Source organism: Pseudomonas sp. LB3P58, assembly GCF_054897895.1.
Window position 1 is genome coordinate 3,218,602 of the sequence record NZ_JBUBVE010000001.1, and the last position, 16,210, is coordinate 3,234,811.

Genomic DNA, 16,210 nt, shown 5'->3' on the forward strand with positions numbered 1-16,210 from the left:
TATCAGAAGTTAGCTGGCGTATTCGCACTAATAATCTCCGCCTCATCCGCCCCAATATTCCGAAACCGATGCGGCAACGTCGTCGGAAAGTAATACCCATCCCCAGCATTCAACACACTAATCTGCCCATCAACCGTCAGTTCAACCGTCCCCCGCGTAACGAGCCCACACTCCTCTCCTTCCGAGTGCACAATCGGCTCTTCCCCCGAGCTCGCCCCAGGCGCGTACTGCTCGCGCAAAAGGCGCATCTGCCGACTCGGCACCGAAGCGCCAATCAGCAGCAATCGCAGCCCATGACGACCGAGATCCGGCTGTTCGTTGGCGCGGAACACGTATTGATGCTCACGCGGCGGCTGATCAAAGGTAAAGAAGTCCGCCAAAGACATAGGAATGCCTTCAAGCAGTTTTTTGAGGGAACTGACGGAGGGACTGACGCGATTTTGTTCGATCAGGGAGATGGTGGCATTGGTGACGCCGCTACGCCGGGCCAGCTCGCGCTGGGAGAGTTTGTAGCTTTCGCGTACTAATTTGAGTCGTGAGCCCGTGTCCATGACAGCCTTATGCGAGAAATACTTAAGGGTTATGGGGGTGGATGGCGGGCGACTTTTGGCCGCGAAAACACCGCTTCCCTGTCCCGGAAATTTGAAAGGCGGGTATTAAATCACGTTTGGTGGTGTTGCTCAGCAGGTTCGATAAATGGTTGGGTAAAAAGGTTGTTTTGGCCTGAAGTTGGGTGGTTTGGTTGTGCGAATTGTGGATGCGGTTACTGGGTGTCAGGTGGGATTGATGTCGACTGGAATGGCCTCATCGCGAGCAGGCTCGCTCCCACAAGGTCGCGGTGTGTCATGTGGGATTGATAGTGGCTGGTATGGCCTCTTCGCGAGCAGGCTCGCTCCCACAGGTTGGTTCTGGTCGTATGCAAATTTTGTGTATGCCATGGATCTCTGTGGGAGTGAGCTTGCTCGCGATGGCGGTGTGTCAGTCGATATCAATGTTGACTGTGCGGCCGTCTTCGCCAGCAAGCTTGGCTCCCACAGGGATTGTGTCGCTTAGATGCCGAACCGGTCGCGCAGCGCGTAGTACGCGGCGCCCATGGCGGTGAGTGGGGCCTGGAAGGTGCGGCCGCCGAGCATGGGCATGTGCGGCAACGAAGCGAAAGCATCGAAGCGTTCGGCGTCGCCGCGGATCATTTCCGAGATGAGTTTGCCGGCCAGGTGCGAGCAGGTGACGCCGTGGCCGCTGTAGCCTTGCATGTAGTAGGCGTTTTTTTCGATGCGGCCGAATTGCGGCATGCGGGACATGGTCAGCAGGAAGTTGCCGGTCCAGCGGTAGTCGATTTTCACGTCCTTCAGTTGCGGGAAGGTTTTGAGGATTTTCGGCTTGATCAGTTGTTCGATGTCGTCCGGTTCGCGGGCGCCGTAGACCACGCCGCCGCCGTACAGCAAGCGGTTGTCGGCGGTGAGGCGGTAGTAGTCGAGCAGGTAGTTGCAGTCTTCGACGCAGTAGTTGTTTTTGATCAGGCTGCGCGCAACCTTTTCGGACAACGGTTCGGTGACGACGATTTGCGAGCCGCACGGCATACTTTTGCGCGTGACGCGGTTGTCGAGGTCTTGCGGCAGGTAGGCGTTGCCGGCGATCAGCAGGTATTTGGCGCGGACCACGCCTTTGGCGGTGCGCACGGTGATCGGTTCGCCGTAGGTGATTTCCACTGCGGCCGATTGTTCGTAGATTTTACCGCCCAGGCCGATGATGGCCGAGGCTTCGCCGAGGGCCAGGTTCAGCGGGTGGATGTGGCCGCCCTGCATGTCGAGCAGACCGCCGACGTAGTTGTCGCAACCCACTTCGCGCTTGATGTCGGCCGCGTCGAGCATTTTCAGGTTCTTGTTGCCGTAGCGTTCCCAGCTGCTTTTCTGCTCGGCCAGGCCTTTGAGCTGCTTCTTGTTCAGCGCGGCGAAGATGCCGCCCGGCTTGTAGTCGCACTGGATGTCGTAGTGTTGTATGCGCTGACGGATGATGTCGGCGCCTTCGAAAATCATGCTGCCGAGGACTTCGGCGGTTTTGTCGCCGTAGCGTTCTTCGATGACATCGACGTCGCGGCTGTAGGAGTTGACCAGTTGGCCGCCGTTGCGACCGCTGGCGCCGAAACCGACTTTGGCGGCTTCGAGCACGGTCACGCTGTAGCCGGCTTCCGCGAGGAACAGGGCCGAGGACAAACCGGTGTAGCCGGCGCCGATCACGCAGACGTCGCATTCCACCAGTTCTTCGAGCACCGGGAAATCGCCGGTGAAGTTGCGGGTGGCGGCGTAGTAGCTGTTTACATGTGTTGTTGTTTTCATACGTTTCTCCGATGGCCGCTGGCACCTGCCGGCGACCGCCGTTGTAGAGGTGTTAGAGCTTGATCCAGGTCGCTTTGAGTTCGGTGTATTTGTCGAACGCGTGCAGCGATTTGTCCCGACCGTTACCCGACTGCTTGTACCCGCCGAACGGTGCGGTCATGTCGCCGCCGTCGTACTGGTTGACCCAGACGCTGCCGGCGCGCAAGCCGCGCGCGAAGGTGTGGGCCTTGCTGAGGTTGCTGGTCCATACGCCTGCGGCCAGGCCGAAGATGCTGTCGTTGGCAATCGCCAGCGCTTCTTCCTCGGTGTCGAAGGTGATCAGCGACAGCACCGGGCCGAAGATTTCTTCGCGGGCGATGGTCATGGCGTTGGTCACGCCGTCGAAAATCGCCGGTTCCACGTACAGGCCACCGGTGGCTTCGAGGGTGCGGCTGCCGCCAGCGATCAGTTGCGCGCCCTGGTCTTTACCGATCTGGATGTAGCGCAGCACGTTGTCCAATTGACGCTGATCGACGACCGCGCCGACGGTGGTTTCTGGATCAAGGGCGTGCCCCGGCTTCCAGGCTTGCAGTGCTTCCACCAGCAGCGGGATGAACTGCTCGCGAATCGAGCGTTCCACCAGCAAGCGCGAGCCGGCGGTGCAGACTTCGCCCTGGTTGAAGGCAATCGCACCGGCCGCCGCTTGTGCTGCCGCGCGCAGATCCGGCGCGTCGGCGAACACCACGTTCGGGCTCTTCCCCCCTGCTTCGAGCCAGACGCGTTTCATGTTGCTTTGGCCGGCGTAGATCATCAGTTGCTTGGCAATCGCGGTCGAGCCGGTGAAGGCCAGCACGTCGACGTCCATGTGCAACGCCAGCGCCTTGCCGACAGTGTGACCGTAGCCCGGCAGGACGTTGAACACGCCTTTCGGGATGCCGGCATCCAGCGCCAGTTGGGCGATGCGGATGGCAGTCAGTGGCGACTTTTCCGAAGGCTTGAGGATGAACGAGTTGCCGGCCGCGAGGGCTGGGGCGAACTTCCAGCTGGCCATGATCAGCGGGAAGTTCCACGGCACGATGGCGGCTACAACACCGGCAGGTTCGCGGGTGATGAGGCCGAGTTGATCGTGGGGTGTGGCGGCGACTTCGTCGTAGATCTTGTCGATGGCTTCGGCGCTCCAGCGGATCGCGTTGGCGGTCGCCGGGATGTCGATGTTCATCGAGTCGTTGATCGGTTTGCCCATGTCGAGGGTTTCGAGCAGGGCGAGTTCTTCCTGGTTGGCCAGGATCAGGTCGGCGAAGCGGATCAGGATGCGCTTGCGTTCTGCGGGGGCGAGTTTGGCCCAGATGCCGGATTCGAAGGTGCGGCGCGCGACGGCGACGGCCGCATTGGCGTCGGCTTCGTCGGTGCTGGCGACGTTGGCCAGGAAACGGCCGTCGACCGGGCTCATGCATTCAAAGGTGTCGCCGCTGAGTGCCGGGCAGTATTGGCCGTCGATGAATGCGCGGCCTTCGATTGTTAAGGACTGGAAGCGTTGTTCCCAGTCGCTGCGAGTGTTTGTCATGGTTGTGACTCGACGCAGAGGAATAAGTAGTCGTCAGGCTGATGCCTGTCATTTCAAACCTGGAATGCAATCCCCTGTGGGAGCGAGACCGGCTTGCCGGCGATGGCGGTGAATCAGGCGACATCAATGTGACTGATGCGCCGCTATCGCGAGCAGGCTCGCTCCCACAGTTGATCGGGTTTTCAGCCTGGATCTGGTGTTACCCATCAAACGGTGTGCAAGTACCAGTTGTACTCAAGGTCCGAGATGGAGTTCTCGAACTCGGCCAGCTCGCTTTCCTTGCACGCCACGAACACGTCGATGTACAGCGGGTCGATGTAACGGGCCATGACTTCGCTGTCGTCCAGCTCGCGCAGTGCATCGCGCAGGTTGTTCGGCAGGCTCTGCTCGTTTTGCTCGTAGCTGTTGCCTTCGACCGGTGCGCCCGGTTCGATTTCGTTGGTCAGGCCGTGGTGAATACCGGCCAGGACCGACGCCATCAACAAGTACGGGTTGGCATCGGCGCCCGCTACGCGGTGTTCGATGCGCACGGAGTCCGGCGAACCGGTCGGCACACGTACTGCAACGGTACGGTTGTCGATGCCCCAGCTCGGCGAGTTCGGCACATAAAACTGCGCGCCGAAGCGACGGTACGAGTTGACGTTCGGGCAGAGGAACGCCATCTGCGCCGGCAGGGTCTCGAGCACACCGCCGATCGCGTGACGCAGTGCGGCGTTCTGCTCGGGATCCTCGCTGGCAAAGATGTTGTTGCCTTCTTTGTCGAGAATCGAAATGTGCACGTGCAAACCATTGCCCGCCTGGCCCGGATACGGCTTGGCCATGAAGGTAGTGTCCATCTCGTGGTCGTAGGCGATGTTCTTCACCAGACGCTTGAGCAACACCGCGTAGTCGCAGGCCTTGATCGGGTCGTTGACGTGATGCAGGTTCACTTCGAATTGCGCCGGAGCGCTTTCCTTGACGATGGCGTCGGCAGGAATGCCCTGCTCTTTCGCGCCTTCGAGGATGTCTTGCAGGCAATCGACGTATTCGTCCAGGTCGTCGATCAGGTACACCTGAGTCGACATCGGACGTTTGCCGGACACCGGCGAGCGTGGCGATTGCGGACGACCGTTCACGTTGTCCTGGTCGATCAGATAGAACTCGAGTTCGAACGCGGCGCAGATGGTCAGGCCCATGTCATCGAACTTGCTCACGACCTGACGCAACACTTCGCGAGGGTCGGCGAAGAACGGCTGGCCTTCGAGTTCGTGCATGGTCATTAACAGTTGCGCGGTCGGGCGCTTCTGCCAAGGCTCGATGCTGAGCGTGTCAGGGATGGGGAAGCAGATTCGGTCTGAGTCACCGATGTCCAGACCCAGGCCGGTGCTTTCCACCGTAGAACCGTTGATGTCCAGAGCAAACAGCGACGCCGGGAGGTTAATGCCTTTTTCGTAAACCTTATGAAGACTGGTGCGCTCGATGCGCTTGCCGCGCACCACACCGTTCATATCCGCAATCAGAAGGTCGACGTACAAAACCTCAGGATATTTCTTAAGGAATGCGTTTGCTTCGTTGAGTTGAACGGTACGCAGAGGGACCGACATGATGCACCTATTAGCTGTTAATTATTATGTTCACTACCTTGTTGCGAGCCCAGTCAACCCGAACGGCAAAGTGAAGTCAATAGCGAACACTTGGCCTCTCAACCTTTATTTTCGGGCCTTTCTTGGGCACGAGAGTGCCAGATCAGTCTTGCACACCGCGTAAACCCTGAAGATCGGACGTACGGCGTTTAGAATTTTTTACATGAGAGTTGTTAATTAAAATCAACAAGGCTAAGCTCCGGAAAAGCTCGTTCAAGTGTGAAACTTCGAGGTGATAAAAATGGCATTCAAGCCATTGATCGGCGTTACAGCGTGCGTCAAACAGATTGGCCTGCACCCCTACCATGTCAGCGGCGACAAGTACTTGCGTGCTGTCAGCGTCGCGGCTTTGGGGCTGCCGGTCGTCATTCCTTCCTTAGGCGATCTGACCGAAATCGATGACCTGCTCGCGCAGCTCGACGGTCTGCTGCTGACCGGCTCGCCCTCGAATGTGGAACCCTTCCACTATCAAGGCCCCGACAGCGCCCCCGGCACGGATCACGATCCGCAACGGGACGCCACAACTCTTCCCTTATTGCGTGCGGCCATTGCGGCGGGCGTTCCGGTGCTCGGCATCTGCCGGGGCTTTCAGGAAATGAACGTGGCGTTCGGGGGCAGCCTGCATCAGAAGGTCCACGAACTCCCGGGCATGCTTGATCACCGGGAAGCGAATCATCCGGACCTGGCGGTGCAATACGCAGCGGCGCATGCGGTCAACGTGCAACCGGGCGGTGTGTTCGAGGCACTGGATTTGCCGCAGATGTTCCAGGTCAATTCGATTCACAGCCAGGGCATCGACCGACTGGCGCCCGGCCTGCGCGCCGAAGCGATTGCGCCGGACGGTTTGATCGAGGCGATTTCGGTTGAACACAGCCCGACCTTCGCCGTTGGCGTGCAATGGCACCCGGAATGGCAGGTTCTGTCGAATCCTCCTTACTTGAGTATTTTCCAGGCGTTTGGTGATGCATGCCGGCGACGGGCGGTGCTGCGTAACAAGCGCTGACTTCAAACACGACTAATTCAATTTACTGCCCCCGAGAGTCAGGCGGATGCGCCTTTGCGCATCCGTGACTCGCGAAAACAACACACTGCAATAACAACAAGTACGACCCAGGCAGCCAGGACGGCGGCGCCGAATAAGCCCGATTAGTGCGGGCCAGTGAATCAACTGCAAATCCCTGTGGGAGCGAGCTTGCTCGCGATGAGGGCGGGTCAGTCAACATTGATGTCGACTGATACACCGCCATCGCGAGCAAGCTCGCTCCCACAGGGGATCACTGCTGGATTCACTGGCTCACCGGGATTGGGCTTGCAATCAACTATTAAGTCAGGCCGCGTTGGCCCGACGACTGAAACCTGTTGGGAGTTTCACATGGCAAACGCCTCCAGCATCTACAGGAAGGCTCTTGAAGGTCACCAGACATCGAAAAAGGTGTTGGTGAAAGTCGACCGCGTCACCAAGAAATTCGACGAAACCACTGCGGTGGACGATGTCTCGCTTGAGATCCATCAAGGGGAAATCTTCGCCCTGCTCGGCGGTTCCGGTTCCGGCAAATCGACCCTGCTGCGCATGCTCGCAGGCTTCGAGCGCCCGACCGAAGGGCGGATTCTGCTCGACGGTGTCGACATCACCGACATGCCGCCGTACGAACGGCCGATCAACATGATGTTCCAGTCCTACGCGCTGTTCCCGCACATGACGGTGGCGCAGAACATCGCCTTCGGCCTGAAGCAGGATCGTCTGTCCGCCAGCGAAATCGACGCTCGCGTTGAAGAGATGCTGCGACTGGTGCACATGACCCAATACGCCAAACGCAAACCCCATCAGTTGTCCGGCGGTCAACGTCAACGTGTGGCCCTGGCTCGCTCCCTAGCCAAGCGTCCGAAGCTGTTGCTGCTCGACGAACCGATGGGCGCGCTGGATAAGAAGCTGCGTTCGCAGATGCAACTGGAGTTGGTAGAGATCATCGAGCGGGTCGGTGTGACCTGCGTGATGGTGACCCACGATCAGGAAGAGGCCATGACCATGGCCCAGCGCATCGCCATCATGCACCTCGGCTGGATCGCGCAGATCGGCAGCCCGGTGGACATTTATGAGGCGCCAGTCAGCCGCATGGTCTGCGAATTCATCGGCAACGTGAACGCCTTCGACGGCACGGTTGTGGAAGACCTTGAAGGTCACGCAATCATTCACAGCCCGGATCTGGAGCAGAAGATTTACGTCGGTCACGGCGTCAGCACCTCGGTGCAAGACAAGTCGATCACCTACGCCATCCGCCCGGAAAAACTGCTGGTCAGCACCACCAAACCGGATACCCGCTACAACTGGTCCAGCGGCAAGGTGCATGACATCGCCTACCTCGGCGGTCACTCGGTGTTTTACGTGGAACTGCCTGGCGGCAAGGTTGTGCAGTCGTTCATGGCCAACGCAGAACGCCGTGGTTCACGTCCGACCTGGGACGACAAGGTCTACGTGTGGTGGGAAGACGACAGCGGCGTGGTACTGCGCTCATGAAAACACTCAATCAGCAGTTTATGCGGCTGATGCCGAGTGGTCGAAAGCTCGTCATCGGGATTCCTTTCCTGTGGCTGTTCCTGTTCTTCATGCTGCCGTTCTTCCTGGTGATGAAGATCAGCTTCTCGGAAGCGGCCCTGGCCATTCCTCCTTACTCGGAGATCTACACCTTCGCCGAGCAGAAATTTCAGCTGCTGCTGAACCTCGGCAACTACTCGCTGCTGACTCAGGATGAGCTGTACATCTCGGCCTACTTCGGCTCGTTGAAGGTCGCGTTTTTAAGCACGCTGATGTGCCTGGTGATCGGTTTCCCGATGGCCTACGCGATCACCAAAGCGAGCAAGGAAACGCAAAACGTCCTGCTGTTGTTGATCATGATGCCGACCTGGACCGCGATCCTGATCCGTGTCTATGCGTGGATGGGCATCCTCAGCAACAACGGTTTGCTCAATGCGTTCCTGATGTGGACCGGGCTGACCGATCACCCGATCGAGATCCTCAACACCAACACCGCCGTCTACATCGGCGTGGTGTATGCGTATCTGCCGTTCATGGTGTTGCCGCTGTACGCCAACCTGGTCAAGCACGATCAAAGCCTGCTGGAAGCCGCTTCGGACTTGGGTTCGAGCAACTTCAACAACTTCTGGAAAATCACCGTGCCGCTGGCCAAGAACGGCATCATTGCCGGCTGCATGCTGGTGTTCATTCCGGTAGTGGGTGAGTTCGTGATTCCAGAGCTGTTAGGCGGCCCGGAGACCCTGATGATCGGTCGCGTGCTGTGGCAAGAGTTCTTCAATAACCGCGACTGGCCGGTGGCGTCTGCCCTGGCGGTGGTGATGCTGTTGATCCTGATTGTGCCGATTCTGCTGTTCAACCGCAGCCAGGCCAAAGAGATGGAGGCACGGGGATGAAACGCTTCGGATTTTCAAAGTTCATGCTGATTTTCGGCTTGTCGTTTATCTACCTGCCGATGTTGATTCTGGTGATCTACTCGTTCAACGCCTCGAAACTGGTAACCGTATGGGGCGGCTGGTCGTTCAAGTGGTACGCCGGCCTGCTTGATAACTCGCAACTGATGGGTTCGGTGGTGCGCTCGCTGGAAATCGCCTGCTACACCGCGATTGCTGCGGTGGCGCTGGGGACGTTGGCGGCGTTTGTGCTGACTCGCGTGACTCGCTTCAAGGGCCGCACGTTGTTCGGTGGTTTGGTGACGGCGCCGTTGGTGATGCCGGAAGTGATCACCGGTCTGTCGCTGTTGCTGCTGTTCGTGGCCATGGCGCAGTTGATTGGCTGGCCGCAGGAACGTGGCATCGTCACCATCTGGATCGCCCACACCACCTTCTGTGCGGCGTATGTGGCGGTGGTGGTTTCGGCGCGTTTACGTGAGCTGGACCTGTCCATCGAAGAAGCGGCCATGGACCTCGGGGCGAAGCCGTTCAAGGTGTTTTTCCTGATCACCATTCCGATGATCGCGCCGTCACTGGCGGCCGGCGGCATGATGTCGTTTGCCCTGTCGCTGGATGACCTGGTGCTTGCGAGTTTCGTGTCCGGCCCGGGTTCCACGACCCTGCCGATGGAAGTGTTCTCGGCGGTGCGTCTGGGCGTGAAGCCTGAGATCAACGCCGTTGCCAGCCTGATTCTGCTCGCCGTATCGATCGTGACCTTCATGGTCTGGTACTTCAGCCGCCGCGCCGAAGCCACCCGTAAACGCGCGATTCAGGAAGCGATGGACCAGACCGCCAGCGAATCCTGGCAGCAACCTAAAAAGCAAATGGTAGAAGCGACGGCCTAGTGCCGTCGCGTTTCACGGCTTTGCATGCTTTTCATAACAAGAGCTGAAAAAAAGAATGGAGTTGTACCGATGAAAATGTTTGGCAGGACTCTGCTGACACTGTCCTTATTGGGCGCGATTGCCACCGGCGCCCAGGCCAATGACAAGGTACTGCGCGTCTACAACTGGTCGGATTACATCGCCCCGGACACCGTCAAGAAGTTCGAAGACGAGACCGGCATCCGCGTGACCTACGATGTGTTCGACAGCAATGAAACCCTTGAGGCCCGGCTGCTCGCCGGCAAATCCGGCTACGACATTGTCGTGCCGTCCAACAGTTTTCTGGCCAAGCAGATCAAGGCTGGCGTCTATCAGGAACTGGACAAGTCGAAGCTGTCGAACTGGAAAAACCTCAACCCGGTCCTGCTGAAAAATGCTGCCGCCAGCGACCCGGACAACGGTCATGCCTTCCCGTACATGTGGGGCTCGATCGGCATCGGCTTCAACCCGGAGAAGGTCAAGGAAGTGCTCGGCAGCAACGCGCCGACCAATTCCTGGGATCTGCTGTTCAAACCGGAAAACGCTGAGAAATTGAAAGCGTGCGGCATCAGTTTCCTGGATTCGCCGACGGAAATGCTCCCGGCCGCCCTGCACTATCTGGGCTACCCGGTGAACTCCCAGAACAAGGATCAGATCGCTGAAGCTGAAGCGCTGTTCATGAAGATTCGTCCTTCGGTGGCGTATTTCCATTCGTCGAAATACATCTCCGACCTGGCTAACGGCAATATCTGCGTGGCGGTTGGTTACTCCGGCGATGTGCTGCAAGCCAAGGCGCGCGCCCAAGAAGCTGGCGACAAGGTGAAGGTCGACTACAGCATTCCCAAGGAAGGCGCGGGCAGTTTCTACGACATGGTCGCGATTCCTCGGGACGCGGCGAACGTGGAGAGCGCTTACCTGTTCATGAACTTCCTGATGCGCCCGGACATCATCGCCGAGATCACCAACAACATTGGCTACAGCAACGCCAACGCGGCGGCCACGCCTTTGGTGGATGAAGCGATTCGGGATGATCCGGGGTCGTATCCGTCGCAGGCTGTGATGGCGACGCTGTATGCCATTCCGGATATGCCGATTGGCGTTCAGCGGGTGATGACCCGGGGCTGGACGCGGGTGAAGCTGGGTAAGTAAAAATATATGCAACACCACTGATCAAATGTGGGAGCGGGCTTGCTCGCGAAGGGTCCGTCACATTCAACATTGATGGGGACTGAACCACCGCTTTCGCGAGCAAGCCCGCTCCCACATTTGATCGGTGGTGTTTTCCTGTTTTCCGTTCACGCAGCGCCTTACCACCGCTGCACTCCTATCTGCAGAACGGCCTCACCTGGCTTCCTCGGTTAAGGTGAATTTGGGCGCCCTCCTCGGGCGCCTTTTTTTTATGATGGAACGAGCGGCCATTCGGCCAGCGCTCGGTAGCGGCCCTTATGGGATTCGAACAGGGTGAAGTGATCGGCCCGCAGATAGAACTCGGGCGGCGTCGCGGACTCGGGCACCGGTACTCGGTAATCACGCATCAGCGTCAGGTGCGGTCGAAACTCCTTCGGCGAATCCTCAAACCCGAACGGCAGCATGGCCTGCTCAAGCCCATAAACCAGCCGCAGCAACTCCGGTGATGCCTGCTCCGGCGCGAGCACCAACACCCCGCCCCTGCGCCAGACATCCAGCCGATCAAGCGCAACCCTCAAAGGCACACCCGGCGTTCGAACATTGGCAGCGGCCGTGCAGATATCGGCGATTTTCGCCACCTCGACAGCGCCCAAAAACATCAGCGTCAGATGAAAGTTTTCCACCGGCACCGGGCGTCCGCTCCTGAGCTCAAGTGCGCTGCGCCATTGGGCAATGGCCCGACGTTGCTCGGGCGTGCAGTTCAGGGCAAAAAACAGTCGTTTTAACGGCTCATGGGATTCGTCGCTCATATCTGGCACCTCCTGACATCCAAGTTATAGTTCATGCAAACGATTCAACTGGAGGGGCCATGCGCGAGATCATCAGCAAGGAACCATGGTGGGCCGTGCCACCGAAACCCGGTCAGGATGAGTCCGAGCTGGAATGGGGCTGGCTGGTTCATTACAACGAAGGTGAACCGCGCTTCGAGTTCATCAAAGAGCGGCCGACGGACAGCGAAATCCGTAATCGCAAGAGTTGCAGGATCACCCCGACGCCGGAGTGATCCTGTCGTTGGTTTCAGGCTTTTACGATCATTTCGAAACCGCCAAAGATCAGCCTCTGGCCATCGAACGGCATCGGGTTGACGTCCTGCTGCATGCGCGGATCGTTCATGAGTTTTTCCATGCCTGCATCGCGGGTGGTCTTGTCGGGCCAGATGATCCAGGAAAACACCACGGTTTCGTCTTCCTTGAGTTTTACTGCCATCGGAAACGAGGTCACTTTGCCGTCAGGGACGTCGTCGCCCCAGCATTCGGCGACGCTGAGGGCGCCGCTTTCCTTGAAAATAACTGCGGCGGTTTCGGCGTGTTTCTTGAATTTTTCGCGGTTGGCGGTGGGTACGGCTGCGATGAAGCCATCAACGTAAGACATGGTCATTCTCCTGCTGGGGGTAGAGGGTCGTTCTGCTGGTTAGTCGATTCCTTCGGCCCCCAATCGACAGATCCACTGCCCGAACTGACCGACGGTACTTCGGCGCTCCCCGCCAGATTGCCCTCGATCTGCGCCGCCATGTAAAACGTACCGGCCATCACACCGGTCGTCGGGTTTTGCACCAGCTTCAGCCAGGCTTTGTCGAACGTGTTACCCAGACTGCTGCGAATCAGTGCCTCGCTGTCAGGCCGGTCATTGGCCTGGATAAGCGCGCGAATCCCCGCCACGCCCACGGTAATCAGTCCTCCGGCCAGTTTCCCTGCCGCCGCGGCCACTGCACTGGCCGCCCCTCGCGGGGCCATTTCGGCTTCCATCCGTTGGCTGGCGCGTTTGGCCACCGGCGCCATGGCGGTGTCTGTCGAACCCACCCCCTTGTCACCGCCCGCCTTATGGATCTTCTCGATCAGCGCCGCGTAGGCCGGCAAGGTGTTCAGCGGCTGGGTGTGCACGACCTGATAAAGCGAGGCGTCCCTGGCGGGAGGCGGCCCGAGGGCGATGGCGGGGATTTTCTGGATTCGGCCATTGAGCTGAGCCATCGGCACGCCGTGACGCTGGGAGATTTTCTGCAGTTCTTCCTGAACAATGTCCACGTAGAACGCCGTGGCCAGGCCGAGAATCGCGTCGGGATCGATCTCCACCGCGACCGGCGCCAGCACACGCTCTTGGTATTGCTCCAGCAGATAGGCCGCCAGGCGCTTGGCCGAGGCATCTTGCTCGCCCTTGGCGCTGAGCGTGTACCAGCTGACCTTCATCGACAGCCATTCCTGGGTCCAGTAACTGCTGAACCATGGGATGAAGTTCTCTTCGGTCAGTTGATAGACCCGCGTCCGCCAGTAATCCATGGCACCGCGCGCGTAGATTTTGGTCTGCTCGGTGGCCGAATGCGACGCCGCGACAATCTCCTGGTCGACCATCTGCCAGGTGCTTTGGGAAATAACCACCGGCACCACTTCCACCGGGGCACGCGCAGTCGTGACGCATCCCGCCAGCACCACCAACACGGCGACGATCAGCGAACGCACGTTCAAGATCGCGGTTCCTACAGACTTGCCCGAACGGGATGTCCGGTGTTCAAAGGCCTATTAATTTGAGTATAGGTGTCGGTGTTTGTTCGCTTGGGGTTGAGGGTGTTCTTCAGATCGCCTTCGCGAGCAAGCCCGCTCCCACATTTGGCCGGCGGCGCTCACAAATACTGTGTCCACTGAAGATCAAATGTGGGAGCGGGCTTGCTCGCGAAGAGGCCGGAACAGTCAGCGATGATCCCACCATCACTTATGTCGATATTCACCATCGCCGCGAATGCCTTCCGCTCAAAAACCGTCAGCGTAGGATCAGCCTTAACCCAACGCAAAACCCCGCATCGGAGGGGCGAATCATGATTATCCATCTCCTGACCTGCATGGCCCTGACGGCCGTCACCCTGAGCGTTTTTTCCTGGTACATCCTGTCCGAGGAGCGCACGTCATGATTCACTCCGTGACCCTGGCCGTAAGCTTTGCGGTGTTCGGCAACAACTACTATTCCCAGTCATTCGTTTCCCGCAAAACGTTTGAACTGGTGTTCGACAAAAACTTCGAGGCGTTGCTGATGCCGTCCGCCGCCAATCACTTCAACAATGAAGTGATCGGGCTCAATGATCAGTTCCGGTTCCTGAGCGATGTGCTGGAGGAGCACCTGCTGGCGACTGAGCTCGCCGCTACCGCCCCCCGGAATCAATACTTCTGAGCAGCTGCCCCAGACCCTCGGTAAAACAGGTCGGTGAGTTCAAGGAAAAACGCTCAAGCAGGCGACTGTTGTCGGCGCGTGAATGTTTGATATCACCGGAACGCGGCGCGTCGTGGTTCAACGTCACGGGGCGTCCCAGGAGTTCGCTTAACGTCGCCACGAGTTCGTTAACGCTGGTGGACCGGTTAAACCCGACATTGACCGGCTCGACAATCGGCTCTGACTCAGCGACCGCCTGTACCAATACCTTTACGAGGTCATCGACGTAAACAAAATCCCTTGTTTGCTCCCCATCACCGTAAACCGTGATGGGGAGTTTTTTTTGCGCCCTCTCGCTGAAAATGCTGATGACACCGGAGTAAGGCGATGAAGGGTCCTGACGGGGTCCGTAAATATTGAAAAACCGCAGAATGACCGGTTCAAGACCATGCTGGCGTCGGTAAAAATCGAGGAAATGTTCGCTGGCCAGTTTGTCGGTGGCATACGGGGTCAGCGGATTCTTGGGCGTATCCTCGGTAATCGCCATGCCCTCGCCATTGTTTCCATAGATCGCCGCACTGGACGCGTAAACCACCCGTCTTACGCCGGCCTGGCGCATGGCTTCGCAGATATTCAGCGTACCGACGAAATTGCTTTGGTGAGTCGCGACCGGGTCATCGACCGACGCCTGCACCGAGGCCACTGCAGCCAGATGCACCACCGCGCTGCAGTCTTTCATCGCCCGCTCCACCGTCGGCGCGTCGGCGACATCCCCCACCACCAGAGTCAAATGGCAGCGATCAATCGGCAAGTTCGACAACTTTCCACTGGAAAGATCGTCCAGAACCCGAACGCTATAACCACTTTCAAGCAGTGCTTCAACCAGGTGCGAACCGATAAAACCGGCACCGCCCGTCACTAGAATTCGATCAGCAGTCATGATTTATTTACTCCCCGGTGCAGTGGTGGGTGTTCGATCCATTGCAATGAAGTCGCCTATTTGCTCGATGAATTCACGGCTGTTACTGAGCATTTGTTCCCAGTCGGTGGGAAAGCGCACATTCAACGGCAGTTGATCGATTCTCCAGCGCGGCGACAGAGGGCGATCAAACCGGGCGGCGACCTGCAAGCCCATTTCGCTGGCAGCGAATGGCCCACGCAACACCGTCGGCGTGCGACCGGCGCTGTCGACGGCCTGGACAACATGGGCCGCCAACCACTCGCCATCGGGCATACGAACGCGCAGCGGCTGGCCAATCGCGGCGTAGCTGATATTCAGCGGTTCCAGATAAATCCACAGCAGAGGCTCTTCCAGCCGCTCAAGGCGCATCAACAACGTACCGGCACCGACGTTCTCGCCGGGCGTGACCAACACCTCCGCAATCCGACCGCTCTGCGCAGCCTTGACCGACAATGCGGCGAGGCGCGTTTTCAACCACTGCTGTTCGGCAGTCTGTTGAATAATCTCGCGCTCAACGCTCAACGGCGACTGACGGGCCAGTTGCTCGCGGCGCTCAAACGCCAACAGGTCGGCTTTAAAAGCATCAAGTTCAGACTGGGCTGCCAGCACTTCTCCACGAGAGACGGCGCCTGATGTGACGAGGTCTTCAAGCACCTGCACACGCTCCTCCGTCCTGCTCACTCGGGTCTTGAGCAACTGACGCTCCCTGGTGTCCAGTTTGGCGTTGTTGGTGGGCACCGTTTTGGTCGGCATCGCGGCGAGCTGCGAGAGCCGTGCACGCCATTCGGGATTGTCGAGACTGACCAACGGCTGATCGATCTGGACCTGCTCCCCGGCCATGACGAACAGCTGATCGACCCGACCGGCATCCCGCGCGCGCACCTCAAGAATCGGCAGGCGCAATTGCGCCGGTGCGTCGATCATCAACATGCCGTAAGCCAGCTTCCCTCCCAGCCAAAGCAAGGGACTCGCGACCAGGAACAGGATTAAATACCAACGCACGCGAAACGCCATGCGTTTGCCCGGCGCGTAGAGCACAGTCAAACCCTGTTCCTGGGTGGGGTTCAGTTCTTTGCGACTGTCGAATCGAATCTTCATGA

General features: G+C 58.7%; 16 protein-coding genes. 7 read left to right on the forward strand and 9 right to left on the reverse strand.

Features of this window, described 5'->3' with window-relative positions; translation table 11 throughout:
- Positions 1 to 2: 2 nt before the first annotated feature.
- The 4 genes from ACYZTZ_RS14870 to ACYZTZ_RS14885 form a co-directional block, all read right to left on the reverse strand.
- Positions 3 to 551 (reverse strand): cupin domain-containing protein, encoded by a 549-nt coding sequence (locus tag ACYZTZ_RS14870; protein WP_007895886.1) that lies wholly within the window; start codon positions 549 to 551, stop codon positions 3 to 5.
- Positions 552 to 1,049: 498 nt separating this feature from the next.
- Positions 1,050 to 2,336 (reverse strand): NAD(P)/FAD-dependent oxidoreductase, encoded by a 1,287-nt coding sequence (locus ACYZTZ_RS14875; protein WP_461998759.1) that lies wholly within the window; start codon positions 2,334 to 2,336, stop codon positions 1,050 to 1,052.
- A gap of 52 nt (positions 2,337 to 2,388) precedes the next feature.
- Entirely contained in the window at positions 2,389 to 3,879 is a 1,491-nt protein-coding gene (locus ACYZTZ_RS14880) for an aldehyde dehydrogenase (protein WP_461998760.1), read from the reverse strand.
- Positions 3,880 to 4,085: 206 nt separating this feature from the next.
- Positions 4,086 to 5,462 carry a glutamine synthetase family protein gene (locus ACYZTZ_RS14885; protein ID WP_415756690.1) on the reverse strand — a complete coding sequence of 459 codons (1,377 nt, stop codon included), beginning with the start codon at positions 5,460 to 5,462 and terminating at the stop codon, positions 4,086 to 4,088.
- Between the two features lie 280 nt (positions 5,463 to 5,742).
- Between ACYZTZ_RS14885 and ACYZTZ_RS14890 the strand changes: the two genes are divergently transcribed.
- The 5 genes from ACYZTZ_RS14890 (at position 5,743) to ACYZTZ_RS14910 (ending at position 10,975) form a co-directional block, all read left to right on the forward strand.
- A complete protein-coding gene (locus ACYZTZ_RS14890; protein WP_461998761.1) occupies positions 5,743 to 6,504 on the forward strand; it encodes a gamma-glutamyl-gamma-aminobutyrate hydrolase family protein in 762 nt (253 codons plus the stop codon).
- 369 nt (positions 6,505 to 6,873) lie between these two features.
- Positions 6,874 to 8,016 (forward strand): polyamine ABC transporter ATP-binding protein, encoded by a 1,143-nt coding sequence (potA, locus tag ACYZTZ_RS14895; RefSeq protein WP_046049293.1) that lies wholly within the window; start codon positions 6,874 to 6,876, stop codon positions 8,014 to 8,016.
- 29 nt (positions 8,017 to 8,045) lie between these two features.
- A complete protein-coding gene (locus ACYZTZ_RS14900; protein ID WP_162247457.1) occupies positions 8,046 to 8,927 on the forward strand; it encodes an ABC transporter permease subunit in 882 nt (293 codons plus the stop codon).
- Positions 8,924 to 9,808: an ABC transporter permease subunit gene (locus ACYZTZ_RS14905; RefSeq protein ID WP_347804263.1), complete on the forward strand. Its 885-nt coding sequence runs from the start codon at positions 8,924 to 8,926 to the stop codon at positions 9,806 to 9,808. Before ACYZTZ_RS14900 ends, ACYZTZ_RS14905 begins: the two co-directional genes overlap by 4 nt.
- Positions 9,809 to 9,877: 69 nt before the next feature.
- Entirely contained in the window at positions 9,878 to 10,975 is a 1,098-nt protein-coding gene (locus tag ACYZTZ_RS14910; RefSeq protein ID WP_461998762.1) for a polyamine ABC transporter substrate-binding protein, read from the forward strand.
- A 248-nt stretch (positions 10,976 to 11,223) separates the two neighbouring features.
- Here ACYZTZ_RS14910 and thpR read toward each other — a convergent pair whose 3' ends face one another.
- Entirely contained in the window at positions 11,224 to 11,763 is a 540-nt protein-coding gene (gene thpR, locus ACYZTZ_RS14915; protein WP_461998763.1) for an RNA 2',3'-cyclic phosphodiesterase, read from the reverse strand.
- Positions 11,764 to 11,822: 59 nt separating this feature from the next.
- Between thpR and ACYZTZ_RS14920 the strand changes: the two genes are divergently transcribed.
- Complete coding sequence (locus ACYZTZ_RS14920) at positions 11,823 to 12,017, forward strand: hypothetical protein (RefSeq protein WP_033056474.1); 195 nt, start codon at positions 11,823 to 11,825, stop codon at positions 12,015 to 12,017.
- Positions 12,018 to 12,031: 14 nt separating this feature from the next.
- On the opposite strand, the gene ACYZTZ_RS14925 is transcribed toward ACYZTZ_RS14920, so the two are convergent.
- Positions 12,032 to 12,385 (reverse strand): DUF1428 domain-containing protein, encoded by a 354-nt coding sequence (locus ACYZTZ_RS14925; protein ID WP_008151812.1) that lies wholly within the window; start codon positions 12,383 to 12,385, stop codon positions 12,032 to 12,034.
- A gap of 2 nt (positions 12,386 to 12,387) precedes the next feature.
- Positions 12,388 to 13,473, reverse strand: coding sequence for a hypothetical protein (locus ACYZTZ_RS14930; RefSeq protein ID WP_461998764.1), 1,086 nt, complete (start codon positions 13,471 to 13,473; stop codon positions 12,388 to 12,390).
- A gap of 436 nt (positions 13,474 to 13,909) precedes the next feature.
- Here ACYZTZ_RS14930 and ACYZTZ_RS14935 point away from each other — a divergent pair, with 436 nt between their 5' ends.
- Positions 13,910 to 14,170 (forward strand): hypothetical protein, encoded by a 261-nt coding sequence (locus ACYZTZ_RS14935; protein WP_046049286.1) that lies wholly within the window; start codon positions 13,910 to 13,912, stop codon positions 14,168 to 14,170.
- On the opposite strand, the gene ACYZTZ_RS14940 is transcribed toward ACYZTZ_RS14935, so the two are convergent.
- Positions 14,142 to 15,089, reverse strand: a complete 948-nt coding sequence (locus tag ACYZTZ_RS14940) for an NAD-dependent epimerase/dehydratase family protein (RefSeq protein ID WP_461998765.1) — start codon at positions 15,087 to 15,089, stop codon at positions 14,142 to 14,144. The two genes, ACYZTZ_RS14935 and ACYZTZ_RS14940, sit on opposite strands and share 29 nt — an antisense overlap.
- A 3-nt stretch (positions 15,090 to 15,092) precedes the next feature.
- On the reverse strand, positions 15,093 to 16,208 hold the full coding sequence (locus ACYZTZ_RS14945; RefSeq protein WP_056745169.1) for an HlyD family secretion protein: 1,116 nt from the start codon (positions 16,206 to 16,208) through the stop codon (positions 15,093 to 15,095).
- Positions 16,209 to 16,210: the final 2 nt, after the last annotated feature.